Origin of the sequence: Streptomyces sp. NBC_01288 (genome assembly GCF_035982055.1) — a bacterium.
Taxonomy (GTDB): Bacteria; Actinomycetota; Actinomycetes; order Streptomycetales; family Streptomycetaceae; genus Streptomyces.
Genome location: NZ_CP108427.1, coordinates 2,184,270 through 2,198,549, shown reverse-complemented (window position 1 = coordinate 2,198,549; position 14,280 = coordinate 2,184,270). Strand labels below are relative to the sequence as shown.

The following is a 14,280-nucleotide window of genomic DNA, read 5'->3' as shown; positions in this document are numbered from 1 at the left end:
CAGGATGGCCTGTTCGGAGCAAGAGGTGTGCAGCAAGTTGTTGCGACGGCCCTGGACGGACCCCGTCTGGCCAGGGGATTAGGAGGGAAACCGGTTACGTAACGCCCTGGTTCCGTGTGCCGTTTCGGTCCCGCAGGGGGTGCTGCGCCGGTCCCCGCGCTAGTCCCGTCGGGCCGGCGGCCGTACCGAGTTCCGTACGACGACATGCGTGCCCAGGACCAGATGGTCGCCGTCGCCGCCCCTGCGCCGGCCCGTGCCGCCGCCCTCGCGCCGGTCCGCCACCGCGCGCAGCGCGACCCGGCCCATCTCCTCGTACGGGACGTGCACGGTGGTGAGCTGAGGGGTGAGCTGGGAGGCCAGCGGGATGTCGTCGTAGCCGACGATCGACACGTCCTCGGGTACCCGCAGGCCCGCCGCGCGCAGTGCCTGCATGGCGCCCGCGGCGACCACATCGGTCCCCGCCAGCACGGCGGTGAAGTCCACGCCCTCCTTCAGGGTGTCCTCCACCGCCTCGTACCCGTGCTCGTAGTCGTACGGGCCGTGCCGCACCATCCCCGGGTCGAACGGCACGCCGTACGCCTCGAAGGCCCGTTGCGCACCCCTCAACCTGCCCTGGGCGGTGGTGAGTTCGGCGTGTCCGGGCAGGACCAGGACCCGGCGGTGGCCGGCCGAGAGGAGATGGCTGGCCATGGCGTAGGCGCCGCCCTCGTTGTCGTAGTCGACCGTCGTCGCCGGGACGTCGCCCTCCAGCGGCGGGCGGCCGACGAGCACGAGGTGCGAGCCCGCCGCGTCGAGGGAGCGGGCGAAGCGGGCCATCCGGAGTTGGTACTCGTCGACGTCGTACGCGCCGCCGAGCAACACCACGGCGGCGACGCCCTGTTGGCGCATGAGGTTGACCAGGGCCAGCTCGCGCTCCGGGTCGTCGCCCGTCGTGCCGACCAGGGAGAGCCAGCCGCGCAGCGTGGCCGCGCCCTCAACTCCCTTGGCCACGTGGGCGAATGCCGCGCCGGTGATGTTGTTGATGAGGATGGCCACCGTGGGCGTACCGCCACCGGCCAGGGAGCGGGCGTGCGCGTTGGTGACGTAGTCCAGGTCGCCGACGACCTTCATCACCCGGCGGCGCAGCTCCTCCGACACCGGGTAGTTGCCGGACAGCACGCGCGAGACGCTCGCCACGGAGACCCCGGCGCGCTCCGCCACGTCCCGGATCGTCGCCCGGCCGACGTCGCCCGACGCCTTGCGCTGACTCACCGTAGCGACTCCTTCACCGTGACCGTGTTTCCACCGGGCGCCCTGGGGCCTGCTCCGGCGCCGGTCCGGAAACCGTATCCCAGGGTCGTTCCGGGTGTGCCGGCCTGTGGACAGTGCGGATCAGGCGACACGGGCCAGGTCCGCGTGCCGTACCTCGTGGGCCGGTGGCAGGCCCGCGGCCAGGCGCTCCAGCTCGTCCACGACGATGCTCCCGAGCCGCGCCAGTTCGTTGCCGAGGGAGCCCGCGATGTGCGGGGTGAGGAAGACGTTCGGCAGCTTGTACAGCGGTGACGTGGGGGGCAGTGGCTCGGGTTCGGTGACGTCGAGGATCGCGGTCAGGCGGCCGGACAACAGCTCGTCGGTGAGGGCCTCGTGGTCGATCAATGCACCCCGAGAGGTGTTGATCAGCACCCCGCCGTCCCGGATGAGGGCGAGCCGCCCGCGGTCCAGCATGTGCTGCGTCTCGGGGATGTCGGGGGCGTGCAGGCTGACGATGTCGCTGCCGCTCAACAGGTGGTCCAGCGGCAGGAGTTCGGCGCCAAGGGAGGCTGCCTCGGTGACGCTGACGTAGGGGTCGTGGAGGAGGATTTCGAAGTCGTACGGGCGCAGCAGTTCCAGCAGGCGGCGGCCCACGCGGGAGGCGCCGATGACGCCGATGCGGCGGCCGAGGTTGCCGATCGGCGCGGTCTCGGTCGGCGTCGGGTACGCGTGCGTGTGCCGGAAGCGTTCCCGCTGGGCGAAGGTGTCCTTCCCGGCGAGCAGGATCATCGCGAGGGTGTACTCGGCGACCGGAAGCGCGTTGCCGGTGACCGCGCTGGAGACGGTCACCCCGCGTTCCCACAGGGCCTCGCCGACCAGCGAACGGACCGAGCCCGCCGCGTGCAGCACGGTCCGCAGCCGGGGTGCCGCCGCCAGCGCGTCGGCGTCGAGGTGCGGGCAGCCCCAGCCGGTGATCAGGACCTCGGCCTCGGCAAGGGCGGCTGCGGCCTGAGGATCGGCGAAGTCCTGTACGACGAGCCCCGGCGCGATCTCGGCGGTCCGCCGGAGCCGGTCCATCAGGGGTGAGGGGAAGAGCAGGGGCAGGTGCACCGGATCCATGGCGAACACGGCCCTCGGCGGCTGGGCGCTGGGCATGACCCTCCAGTACGGAGTAGGAAACGTTTTCTGAAAACGTCTTCTACCGTAGATCTGCCGTGGAGCGGGGGTCAATCGGTGAGGAGGGACCCAGGGCGCGGAAATATTTCGACAGCCGCCCGGCCCGAAGAGTCCCGAGAGACCTTGAAGAGACGCAGTCCGCGCCCGGGTGACCCGTCATGACCCGTCCAGCCGCGCTCGTCCGCCGGAATAGCCGGGCTCGGTGTGATGCTCTGATCAGCAGCACGGTTCACGAGCGTGGTGAGGAGCTGGTGGGCAGATGACGGCGACGACGACGCAGACGGCGGAGCGGACGGACCCCGTGGTGGGCACCCCCTACGGGTCGGTGCGCGGCCGGTACGAGAACGGGATCGCGGTCTTCCGGGGCATCCCCTACGCGGCCCCTCCCATCGGCCCCCGGCGGTTCCGCCCGCCCGTCCCGCCCGAGCCCTGGACCGGAGTGCGCGACGCGCTCGCCTTCGGCCCGACCGCGCCGAAACCGCCGTACTCCGAAGCCTTCGCCAAACTGCTCTCCGACCCCGTCGTGCCCGGCGACGACTGTCTCAACCTCAACGTGTGGACCCCGGAACCCGGCCCGGGCGCCCGGCTGCCGGTGATGGTCTGGCTGCACGGCGGCGCGCTCACCCGGGGCTCGTCGGCCGTCCCCGTCTACGACGGACACGCCTTCGCCCGCGACGGAGTCGTGTTCGTCTCGCTCAACTACCGCCTGGGCGTGGAGGGTTACGGCCTCTTCCCGGACGCCCCCGCCAACCCCGGCCTGCGCGACCAGCTCGCCGCGCTGCGCTGGGTGCACGAGTCCATCGCGGCGTTCGGCGGCGACCCCGACCGGATCACCCTCTTCGGGCAGTCCGCCGGCGCGATCAGCATCGGCGCCCTGATCGCCGCCCCGCAGGCCCAGGGGCTGGTGCGCCGGGCCATCCTCCAGAGCGGGCCCCCGGAGGCCTTCGACCGCGACAAGGTGCGGCGGATGGTGCGCCGGATGGCGACCCGGCTGAAGATCCCCGCCACCGCCGAGGCCTTCGCCGCCGTGGACCGCGAACTCCTCCTCCGCACCCAGGCCGACGTGGGCAGACTCAGCAGCCCGGTGCTCGGCGGCCCCACGTTCGGGATCGTCATCGACGGCGACCTCGTGCCCCGCGACCCGCTGGAGGCTCTCATCGAAGGCGGTGCCGGCGAGGTGGGCCGGGGCGTCGACCTGATGCTGGGCTGGACCCGCGACGAGTACCGGCTGTGGCTGGTCCCCGGCGGGCTGCACGAGCGCGTCGACCGGCTCGGCGCGGTCGCCCTGGCCGGTGCGATGGCCCGCTGCCACTGCGGCGTCGAGGTCCCGCGCGGCTACCGCGCCCTGCACCCCGGCGCCGGCACCGCCGAGACCGTCGGCCAGCTCGTCACCGACCACCTCCTCCGCTACCCGCTCCACCGCCTCGCCGACGCCCGCCCCGGCACCTCCCACGTCTACGAGTTCGCCTGGCCCTCCAACCGCCCCGACCTCGGCTCCTGCCACGCCCTCGAACTCGGCTTCGTCTTCGACACCGGTGAGATCCCCGAGTCCGCCAAACTCGCAGGTCAGGGCGCGCCCCAGGCACTCGCCGACGCCATGCACGGGGCCTGGGTGCGGTTCGCCGTGGACGGCGACCCCGGGTGGCAGCCCTGGGACGACACGCACCCGGTCCGCATCTTCGGAGAGGGCGATCCCTACGTAGCGCACGGGCCGCGCGACCCCGAGTTCGCCCTGTGGGCGGCCGACGCCGTGACGAAGGCGAAGGAAGCGGCGGTTCCGGCCGAGGGCGCGCCGCCCGTGCGGAACGCCACCGAACTGCGGTCGGTCGTACGGCGGTTGCGGCGGACGGGGGATGTGCGGCGGTCGTCGTGAGGGTGGGCGTACGGCGTGGAAACCGGTTGCCCAACGCCGGTCACCGACAACTGCCGTGCTGACGTAGGTGAATTGGCCGACGCACACCTCTCCTCCAGCCCCTCGCCCGCTGCTACTCTCCGCGCAGGGAACCGGTTGCCGGAGTGTTGCCACAGGCCCCGAGGGGGTACGCGGCGGGCCGGGGGAGGGGCGAGGCGGTACATGACCAGGAAGAGCCAGGACGCGAGCGGGAGCACCATCCGGGACGTGGCGGCCCGCGCCGGGGTGTCCGCGTCCACGGTGTCGCGGGTGCTCGGCGGCGACTACCCGGTGAGCACGGCGACCCGCACGCGCGTGCTGCGGGCGGTGCGCGACCTGGACTACGTCGCCGACGCCCGCGCCAAGGCCGTGGCAGGGGTCGGGACGCCGACCCTCGCGTTCGTCCTGGAGGACATCACGGGACCGTCGTTCGCCCTGATGGCACACGGCGTGGAGCGCGAGGCGACCCGGCTCGGCCACCTCTGCCTGGTGTGCAGCACCGAGGGCGACGTCCAGCGCGAACTGGACTTCATCGAGACCATGCGCGCCCAGCGCACCGCCGCCGTGATCCTCGTCGGCGGCACCGCCGACACTCCCGAGTACCGCGAGCGCACCCGCCGTATCGCCGACTCGCTCGCGGCGGCGGGATCACGGCTCGTGCTCTGCGGCCGGCCGCCGCTCGGCCCGGGGGCACCGGTCACGGTCATCGAGTACGACAACGAGGGCGGCGCGTACGCCCTCGTCGCGCACGTCCTGGCCCAGGGCCACCAGCGCGTCCTGTTCCTCGGCGGCAAGCCGGACCACGCGACCGCGCAGGGCCGCGAACGCGGTTACCTCGCCGCGCACCGCGCCCGGGGCCTCGACCCGGACCCGGAACTCCTCCTCCACGGCGACTTCACCCGCGACTCGGGCCACCGCCTGATGCGCCTCGCCCTCAGCCGGCAACTGGAGTTCACGGCCGTGGTCGCCGCCACCGACATGGTCGCCGCTGGCGCGCTCACCGCGCTGCACGAGGCGGGTCTGGACGTCCCCGGCGATGTTTCGCTGGCCGGTTACGACGACATTCCCTTCGCCCGCGACCTGTACCCGGCCCTGACCACGGTCCACGTCCCCTACGAGGAGCTGGGCCGTCTCGCCGTACGCACCGCCCTGGGCCGCACGGCGGAGTCCCCGGACGAGCACCTGCTGCTGGGCACGCATGTGGTGGTGCGGGACTCGATCGCGGCGGTCACGGCGTGAGCGTCCGCCTGATGGACGTGATCGCCTCGGGCCCCACCCGGCAGCACCCCCCGATCAGCCGTGCGCCGGACGCCCGCCAGCCCTCGACCTGTTCGGCGGTGAAGGTGGAACGGCCCGTCCACGCACGGGCGTCGGCGTCCCAGGTCTCGCCGCTGTTGGGGTAGACGACGACCGGTTTCCCGGTCACGCGGGCCGCGATCCCGACCGCGCCCTCGACGTCCTCGGGCGCACAGCAGTTGACGCCGACCGCGATGATCTCGTCGGCGTCGGCGGCCAGGGCGAACGCCTCCTCCAACGGCTGCCCGGCACGGGTGCGGTCACCGGCGATCGAGTACGACAGCCAGGCGGGCGTCCGCAGTCCGCGCACCGCTCGCAGCAGCGCCTCGGCCTCGTCGGAGTCCGGGATCGTCTCGAAGGCCAGCACATCCGGCCCGACGAGATCCAGCACCTCCAGGCGTGGCCGGTGGAAGGCCTCCAACTCGGCCACGCTCAGCCCGTACCGGCCCCGGTACTCCGAGCCGTCCGCGAGCATCGCGCCGTACGGACCGACCGAGGCCGCCACGTAGAGCGGCCGCGCGATGCCCCGCCGGCCCGCGTCCACCGCCGCGTCGACGGCCAACTCCACGCTCGCGGCGATGAGTTCGGCCGCCCGGTCGTGCTTGATCCCCTGCTTCGCGAAGCCCTCGAAGGTGGCCTGGTAGCTGGAGGTGATCGCCACGTCGGCGCCCGCCTCGTAGTACGCGAGGTGCGCCTCGGCGATCGCCTCGGGCCCGTCCGCGAGCAGCCGCGCCGACCACAGCTCGTCGCTCAGGTCGTGCCCGGCCGCCCCGAGCTGGTTGGACAGCCCGCCGTCGAGGACGAGCGTCCCGGCGGCGAGGGCGTCGGCGAGGAGGGGAGCGGTGTCGCTGGTCATGTCTCGACGCTAGTCGATACGGCCGCGGAGCCGGGGCCACGTCCAGCTGGCGAACGGTATGCCTGGAATGTGGACACCTGGGGGTTTCTGAGGGGAGCTGGCCTTGCCCGCATGCTCGACATCGTGGCCACGGGGGCCGAAGCGCGCGACGTCCTGGGTCACTCCGCCGGATCGGTCGGCGCGGCCACGCTCACCCACAACGCCAAGAACGGCGTCACCGCGGGCGTCTGGGTCATCACGGCGGGCGACCGCACGGCCGTCCTCAAGGTCCTCACCCGCAGCAAGGACGCCACCGGCCGCTGGGCCGCCTCCGGCGACCCCCGCCACTGGAACTACTGGCTGCGCGAGGCGCAGGTCTACGACTCCGGGCTCGCGCAGAGCTGGCAGCCGTACGGCATCCGCGCGCCCCGGCTGCTCGCCCGGGTCGAACGGGCCGACGGGGACGTCGCGTTGTGGCTGGAGCACGTCCGGGGCAGGCCGGGCACCACCTGGCCCCTGACCCGACACATCGAACACGCCCGCCGTCTCGGCGCCGCGCAAGGAGCCGTATCCGTCCCCGACCAACCCTGGTTCTCGCACCGCTTCCTGCGCCAGTACGTGGGCAGCAACACGCTCGGCGCGGAACTCCTCGACGACGACGCGGCCTGGCAACAGCCCCTGGTCCGCGACCACTTCCCCGCCGGACTGCGCCACGACATGGTCCGGCTGCACCACGACCGCGAGTGGTTCCTGGACGTCATGGAGGCCCTGCCGCGTGCCTTCAGTCATCTCGACCAGTGGCCCGCCAACGTCCGTTCGCAGGGCCCGGGCAGCGTCCTGTTCGACTGGGCCTTCGCCGGCGACGGCGCCCTCGGCGAGGACCTCGGCAACTACCTCCCCGACTCCGTCTTCGACCTGTCCGTCCCGGCCGCCCGCCTGCCCGGCTACGCGGCGCGTGTCTACGACGCGTATCTGCACGGCCTCCGGGAGTCCGGCAACCAGGTCGACGAACGGCTCGTGCGCCTCGGGGTGTGCGCGTCCGTCGTGAAGTACGACTGGCTCACTGCCGCGATGCTCGCCCGCGCGAGCGAGAAGCAGGTGGACTACGGCGGTGAGCGCGGCGTCTCCGCCGAACTCCGCTACCGGGAGCGGGGGTTGACTCTCGCCTTCCTCGCGGGGTGGGCCGCCGAGGCGCGTGTGCTGGCTCCGCAGTTGGGGTTCCCGGAGGCGCCTAGCGGCCGCTAGGCGCCTCCGCTGGTTGTGCCGCGATGGGGCGTCGTTCGCTGCGGCGCCGTTGTGGCTGGGCGCGCAGTTCCCCGCGCCCCTTTGGGGCGCTGCCGGGCCGCCCCTGCTCAGTCCTACGCCGCGTGCTTCCCGCCGCCCCGGGTGCGCTTGGTCGCCGGGACCAACAGGCCGCCCAGCAGGCCGAGTCCGAGTGCGTACGGCCACCAGCCGAAGCCGTCGCTGCGGGCGGTGTTCGTTGTGCGGGCCTCGGCGAGCGTCGTTCCCGGCGAGGACGTGGGGTGGGTGCTGGGGGAGGGGCTGCTCGTGGTGACGGCGGTCAGGACGACGTCGTTGCCGTCGCCGGCCCGGTAACTGATGCGGTACGTCGTGTCGGCGAGCTTCAGCTTGGCGCCCTCGCGAAGTCCCTTGAAGGTGCCCGTCGTTGAGCCCTTACCCGTGTGGTCGAGGATCGTGACGGTCCGCGCGGGGTGCGTCCCGGCGGCCGAGAGGTCCAGGTCGCCCGCGAGGCTGACATCGCCTCCCACCTTCAACGGCTTGTCGCGCAGGACCAGTTCGCCCTTCGTGCTCTGCGTGTAGTTTCCGGTCACGGTCAGGCCGGTGGTCACCAGGCTGTCGTTCGTCACCGAACCCTTCACCGTGCCCACACCGGTTAGTTCCGTCGACACACGCAGGCCCGCCGTGCCCGCGTCCAGCCGTGCACCCGCCGACGTGAGCCGAATCGCCTTGCTGCGGGCCAGAGTTGCCCCCGACCTGAGTGCCAGCGTGCCCTTGGAGACCGTCGTCGTCCCCGTGTACGTCACCGCCGCGCCCGTCAGCGTCGTCGTCGCGGCGCCGGACTGGACCAGGGACCCCTTCCCGCCAAAGTGTGACAGTTTCGAGGAAAGTGACACGTTTTGCAGGACAAGGGTCCCGTCGTCGACGATCCGCCGCCCCTCCGTGCCGGTCAGCAGCCCGCCGTCGCCGCCCGGCTTCCCGGACCCCAGTCGCAGCACCGCACCCTTCTCCACGGTCGTGGAACCGTCGTAGTACTGCGGTGCCGCGAAGGTCACGTCGTTCCCGCGCGTCCCCGCGATGACGATGTCCCCGGCGCCGGGCGCGGCCAGGGTGTCGTGGTACTTGCCGCCGCCGATCGGGGCACCCAGGGTGACCGGACCGTCGTAGTCGAAGGTCAGCCTGGACCGGACCCCGCTCGCCGCATGGAGGTTGATGTACACGGTGTCCTTGGTGCCCGGCATGAAGATCTGGTGGGTGGTGCCGTCGCCCCACTGGACGTTCGCGCCCTCGATGTTGGTGCCGCGTTTGTTCAACTGGTGGGGGATCGCACGCCGGTTGAGGCTCGGGTCGCTGAGCGACGGGTTTGTGTCGCCGCCCTGGTCGCTGTAGCTGTACTGGCCCGTGAGGACGACCTTGCTGCCCGGTCGGGAGTGGACGTTGACGTCGCTGCCGTACTCGCGCTGGTAGAAGTTCTGGCGCAGGGTGATCGTCTGGTAGAGCGGGGTGTCGATGATCCAGGAGCCCTGGTTGAGGATCGCGCGGGCGTCGGGCAGCGCCACCGGGTACTCGGGGCGGCCGACCGCCATGCCGGTTCCGTTGTCAATCACCCCTGAGAACGGGTGAGTTCCGGCGAGGTCGAGCGTGCCCCACATGTTGCGGGGCTGGGTGACCAGGCCCGAGCCGCTGATGGTGCCGATGTTGAAGGTGCGGGTCAGGGAGAGGCGCAGGGTGCCGTCGACCCGGACATTCAACTCGTTGAGCTGGTAGCCGGGTGTGCTGTAGGGGAAGTGGCCGATCAGGCCGGTCCCACCACCCGTGCCGTACTGGAGAGTTGTGCCGCTCGCGACCGTGATCGCGGGCGGGTCCGGGTTGCTGACGGTCGTGTACGGGTGGTTGCCGCCCTGGGTGGTCACCTTCTGCCGCTGCCGGGCCGCCGGGAGCGTGAACTCGCTGTCCTTGGTGAGGATCAGCGTGCCGCCGCCGCGCACGGTCAGCGTGCCCTGGCCGCGGAACACCCCGTCGTACGTCGTCGTCCCGGACGGCACGGTGACGACCGTGTCGCCGGTGAGCGTGACGTCCCGGTTCGCGAGGACGTCGGCGGTCGCGTCACGGGCGCCGGCGGCCGAGGCGGGGGAAGCGCCGACCAGGAGGGCGACGGTCGCGAGGGCGCCTACGGCGGCTGAGGTCTTGTGGGTATGGCTGCGCACGTCATTGGAGACGGGGGCCGGCGGAGGCGATAACAGAAATCTCGCGACCATCTTTGTCACGCGCGACCCGTTGACCTTCCCGTAACACACCCATACCTTTTCGGCGTTCGTAATGACAGATGCCGTACGAAATCTCGAACCCCCTCCGAGAGGCGTCAGATGAGACGTGTGTACGCAATCCTCGTCGCCCTGTGCTGCGTGCTCGCCGCCGCACTGGCGACCGCGGGGCCGGCCCAGGCCGCGGCGCAGACCATCACCAACGGCACGCAGTTCACGGACACTTCGGGCAACGCCGTGCACGCGCACGGCGGCGGGGTGATCAAAGTGGGCAGCTACTACTACTGGTTCGGCGAGGACCGCAACGCCGACAACACCTTCAAGTACGTGGACGCCTACCGCTCCACCGACCTCAAGAACTGGGAGTTCCGCAACCACGTCCTGACCCAGACCAGCGCCTCCGAACTCGGCACCGCCTACATCGAGCGGCCGAAGGTCATCTACAACGCCTCCACCGGCCAGTTCGTGATGTGGATGCACAAGGAGAACGGCGTCGACTACAGCGAGGCCAAGGCCGCCGTCGCCGTCTCCTCGACCGTGGACGGCAGTTACACCTACCAGGGCAGCTTCCAGCCGCTCGGCGACAACATGTCGCGGGACATCACGACGTTCGTCGACACCGACGGCACCGCCTACATGGTCTCCGCCGCCAACGAGAACTACGACCTGCACATCTACAAGCTCACCGCCGACTACACCGCCATCGACAGCCTGGTCGCCAACCCGTGGGTCGGCGGACACCGCGAGGCGCCGGCCCTCTTCAAGCGCAACGGCGTCTACTTCATGCTGACTTCGGCCGCGACCGGCTGGAGCGCCAACCAGCAGCAGTACGCCACCGCGACCAGCATCACCGGCCCGTGGACGGCGTTCACCAACGTCGGCGACTCGACCGCATACAACTCGCAGACCGCCTACGTCCTCCCGATCACGGGGACTTCGGGCACCTCGTACCTCTACATGGGCGACCGCTGGGGCAACTCCTTCGGCGGCACGGTGAACGACTCCCGTTACGTGTGGCTGCCGTTGACGTTCCCGACCACCACCTCGATGTCCATGGCGTCCTGGTACCCGGAGGTGTCGATCGACACGGCCGCCGGCACGATCAGCGGGACGAGCGCGACGTACAACACGCTCATCGCGCGCAACAGCAGCAAGTGCGCGGACGTGGCCAATCAGTCGCTGTGGCAGGGCATCGCGATCAGCCAGTACACCTGCAACAGCGGCACCAACCAGAAGTGGTGGTTCAAGGACCTCGGCACCGGCTATTACGAACTCATGGGCCGGGGCAGCTCGTTGTGCCTCCAGGAGAACGCGACGAACGTGACCCAGGAGAACTGCACCGGCGTCACCACCCAGCAGTGGAGCCTGACCACCTCCGGCAGTTACGTCCTCGTCAAGGCCAGGACGAGCGGCGAGTGCCTGGACGTGTCGGGCGCGTCCACCGCCAACTCCGCCGCGATCATCACGTACACGTGCAGCGGGGCGACCAACCAGCAGTGGACGCGCGGTAGTTGAGCGCACCGTTACCGGACCGGATTCCAGCCGTCCGTGCCCGCCAGATACTTCTGGGCCGTGTAGCTCGCGGCCTGGGAGTCGGTGAGCTGCGGGCGGTTGGAGTTCACCGTCGCGCCCGCGCCGGTGTTCTTGTACTCGAAGAAGCGGGCGTTCTTCCACGAGTAGCCGCTCATGTCCGTCCAGGGCCCGGCGACCTTCACGGCGGCGGGCAACGCGGTCTGGCGGACGACCAGTTGGCCCACCGCGTCCGCCGTCGGGTGCCAAGGGCGGCCCAGGTAGTACGTGTTGGCCGCGGCCGAGCTGCTCACCGAGCTGCCGGTGACGAGGATGCCGTACGTCTTCGCGGAGCTGGTGTTGGGCGCGGAGAGGAAGCCGTTGAGGCCGTCGGCCGCCGCGCCCGAGTTGCGCAGCTGGATGTTGACCCGGTCGTAGACGGCGGTGGCGTTGCCGAAGACGAAGTCCACGTCGCCGGTGATGAACGACGAGTAGAAGTACTGCCGGTACTGACCGGTCGACGACGGCGACCAGTTGAGGACGGTGTCCTGGCGGCTGATGAACCGGTCGTTGGTGAACGTCTGCCGGTCGCCCTGCGCGGTGATCGCGACGGCCTGTGTGTCCGTGATCTCCGGGTGGGCGGTCTTGTCGAAGGTGTTCTGGACGGTGATCCCGGTGACGGTGAGGCCGCTCGCCGAGAAGGTCGCGACCGAACTGCCCAGCGTCCCGTACCTGTTGCCGCCGGCGTCGGTGTAACCGGCGGCCCGGTCATAGGTGATGACGACGTCCTCGGCGTGGCCGGTGGCGCCCTGGACGGTCAACCCCGTCTTGCTCACAGGCACGTTGACGATCTCGGCGTACGTGCCCTTCGCGACGGAGATGGTGTCACCGGCGGCGGCCGCGTTCACGGCGGCCTGCACGGTCGTGAAGCGGCCCGAACCGTCCTTGGCGACGGTGATGACGGTGGCGGCCCGCGCCTGGGTCACCAGCGACACCGCGACCAGCCCGAGGGCGGCCGCGGTACCGGTCGCCACGGCGACGGCTCGACGCCGGGCGGGGGAGCGGCGGTGCGTGTTCGGCTCTGTCATGCCTTCAAGTCGCCGTGCCCCGCCCGGGAGTTGCCGCCTCTACGCCAGCAGATCGATCGCGTCGATCGATGTACCGGCACTCAGGAACGACGTCGTCCCCGAGCCGCTCGCCACATAGATCTTCAGCGTGTTGTACGCGCTCGCGTCGGTCAGCCAGGCCGACGCCGGAACGCTGTACGTGAACGTGTTGTTGTTGCCCCGGTACGAGCCCACGGTCAGCGACCGGGTGCTCGGCTGGGTCGGCGGCGACGGGACGGCCGAGGTCCAGGTGTCGTTGACGACGACCTGCGGGCGGCCGTTCGCGTACGCCGTCGTCACCCCGATGCGCAGCGTGTGCGCGGCGGCCAACTGCGCGGCCGTCAGCTTGAAGTACACGATGATGCCGCTGTTGACGTCCTTCCACAGATAGCAGGGGAACCCCGAGGTCTCCGTCCCGCTGCCGACCACGACGTTGCCGGTCCAGGACGCGGCCCGTACGTCCGAGGGATGCGCGTAGGTCATCAGGTCCGCGTTCTTGAACCCGCTCGGCGAACCGTCCCAGTTGCCGATCCGCCAGATCGCGCTCGCGTTGGACGGATCGTTCGAGGACGGGATCGCGATGCTGTTCAGCGTCGTCGTCCCGCCCGCCGTGACCGTCACCGACCCGGTGTAGACGGCGAGTTCACCCTTGAACACGGTCAGCGTGTACGTCCCCGGCAGCACCCCCGCGATCGAGAAGTAGCCGTCCGAGGCCCGCGCCGAACCCCAGTACTGGGCAGCCGAGTTGGCGAGCCCGACCGTGTACGCGTACGCCGTGTCACGTCCGGTGATGCCGACGCCCGCGACCCGGCCCCGCGAACTCGCCGCCGTATAGCCGGAGATGCCGAGCGAATCCGCCCACGAGGTGGTGAGGTTGGCGTGGTAGAGCGAGGAGGAGGGCGCGCCTCCGTCGGTGAGGGCGATGACGTACGGCCCCTGGAGACCGAAGCGTTGCGCCTCCGTCTGGTTCTCGCCGTAGTAAAGGATCTCGTACAACCCGCCGCCGTCCGCGCTCTGGTGGCGCAGCAGGGAGCGGTAGAACGGGCCGCCGGACGCCTTCTCGTGGTTGCTGCGCACGACCCACAGGCCGACGCTGCCGGTGGTCCAGCCGACGTAGTCGTAGTCGACGACCCGGTTCTTCGAGTAGTGCTTGGAGCGGGTCTGGCCGTCCGACTTCGCGAAGACGTCCGCGGACTCGATGGTGGTCGGCGCGTAAGTGTAGGAATCCGGCTCGTCGTTGAGGAACAGGCCGGCCTTGACGCGCACGATGTAGCGGGTCGCGCTGACCGACGTGTCGGCCTTGTTCGTCCACAGGTAGACGTTGTTCTCGCCGCTGCGGGCCGCGTAGTAGTGCTTCAGCGTGCCGTACGCGACGGAGATCAGGATCGTCGAACCCGACTGCGCGATCGTCACGGTGGAGGTGCCGAGGCCGGACTCGACATGCGAGTTCTTGCCGCCGTAGCCCTGGTACTCGGTGCCCTTGTAGACCAGCGAGGTCAGATCGCCGTTCGTCTTGCTGACCTTGAAGACGAGGCTCGCGCCGCTGTCGACGACGTAGTTCGAACCGTCGTCGGTGTAGCCGAAGCTCGCGGCGGACGCGCTCTCGGCGAGCGGCCCGGCGAGCGCCGCCGAACCGGCCGTGGCCGCTGCGCCGAGGACGAAGGTGCGGCGGCGAACCGGTCTGTTCACAGAGCCGGACATGGGGGTGCCTCCTTCGGGAGGGTGGGGGTGCGG

10 protein-coding genes are annotated in these 14,280 nt (G+C 70.7%); 4 read left to right on the top strand and 6 right to left on the bottom strand.

From position 1 onward, the window contains the following. Window positions 1–159 precede the first annotated feature (159 nt). Together OG194_RS09630 and OG194_RS09625 are read right to left on the bottom strand one after the other, a co-directional pair. Window positions 160–1,251 (bottom strand): LacI family DNA-binding transcriptional regulator, encoded by a 1,092-nt coding sequence (locus tag OG194_RS09630; protein WP_327400437.1) that lies wholly within the window; start codon window positions 1,249–1,251, stop codon window positions 160–162. Between the two features lie 120 nt (window positions 1,252–1,371). Then, window positions 1,372–2,385 carry a hydroxyacid dehydrogenase gene (locus OG194_RS09625; RefSeq protein ID WP_327400436.1) on the bottom strand — a complete coding sequence of 338 codons (1,014 nt, stop codon included), beginning with the start codon at window positions 2,383–2,385 and terminating at the stop codon, window positions 1,372–1,374. Window positions 2,386–2,665: 280 nt separating this feature from the next. On the opposite strand from OG194_RS09625, the gene OG194_RS09620 reads away from it, so the two are divergent. Together OG194_RS09620 and OG194_RS09615 are read left to right on the top strand one after the other, a co-directional pair. Then, the gene (locus OG194_RS09620; RefSeq protein WP_327400435.1) at window positions 2,666–4,279 is read left to right on the top strand and encodes a carboxylesterase/lipase family protein; all 1,614 of its coding nucleotides are present in this window, start codon (window positions 2,666–2,668) and stop codon (window positions 4,277–4,279) included. A 201-nt stretch (window positions 4,280–4,480) separates the two neighbouring features. Continuing rightward, window positions 4,481–5,536, top strand: a complete 1,056-nt coding sequence (locus OG194_RS09615; RefSeq protein ID WP_327400434.1) for a LacI family DNA-binding transcriptional regulator — start codon at window positions 4,481–4,483, stop codon at window positions 5,534–5,536. Here the strand turns inward: OG194_RS09615 and mmuM are convergent. Continuing rightward, window positions 5,526–6,449 carry a homocysteine S-methyltransferase gene (mmuM, locus tag OG194_RS09610; protein WP_327400433.1) on the bottom strand — a complete coding sequence of 308 codons (924 nt, stop codon included), beginning with the start codon at window positions 6,447–6,449 and terminating at the stop codon, window positions 5,526–5,528. The two genes, OG194_RS09615 and mmuM, sit on opposite strands and share 11 nt — an antisense overlap. A gap of 111 nt (window positions 6,450–6,560) precedes the next feature. Between mmuM and OG194_RS09605 the strand changes: the two genes are divergently transcribed. Next, window positions 6,561–7,673 (top strand): aminoglycoside phosphotransferase, encoded by a 1,113-nt coding sequence (locus OG194_RS09605; protein WP_327400432.1) that lies wholly within the window; start codon window positions 6,561–6,563, stop codon window positions 7,671–7,673. Window positions 7,674–7,786: 113 nt separating this feature from the next. On the opposite strand, the gene OG194_RS09600 is transcribed toward OG194_RS09605, so the two are convergent. Beyond that, window positions 7,787–9,874, bottom strand: a complete 2,088-nt coding sequence (locus OG194_RS09600; RefSeq protein WP_327400431.1) for an autotransporter — start codon at window positions 9,872–9,874, stop codon at window positions 7,787–7,789. A gap of 159 nt (window positions 9,875–10,033) precedes the next feature. Between OG194_RS09600 and OG194_RS09595 the strand changes: the two genes are divergently transcribed. Next, the gene (locus tag OG194_RS09595) at window positions 10,034–11,446 is read left to right on the top strand and encodes an RICIN domain-containing protein (RefSeq protein WP_327400430.1); all 1,413 of its coding nucleotides are present in this window, start codon (window positions 10,034–10,036) and stop codon (window positions 11,444–11,446) included. 8 nt (window positions 11,447–11,454) lie between these two features. Here the strand turns inward: OG194_RS09595 and OG194_RS09590 are convergent, their stop codons facing one another. Both OG194_RS09590 and OG194_RS09585 read right to left on the bottom strand, forming a co-directional pair. Beyond that, entirely contained in the window at window positions 11,455–12,528 is a 1,074-nt protein-coding gene (locus tag OG194_RS09590) for a pectinesterase family protein (protein WP_327400429.1), read from the bottom strand. Window positions 12,529–12,567: 39 nt separating this feature from the next. After that, entirely contained in the window at window positions 12,568–14,247 is a 1,680-nt protein-coding gene (locus OG194_RS09585) for a rhamnogalacturonan lyase B N-terminal domain-containing protein (protein ID WP_327400428.1), read from the bottom strand. Between the last annotated feature and the right edge of the window lie 33 nt (window positions 14,248–14,280).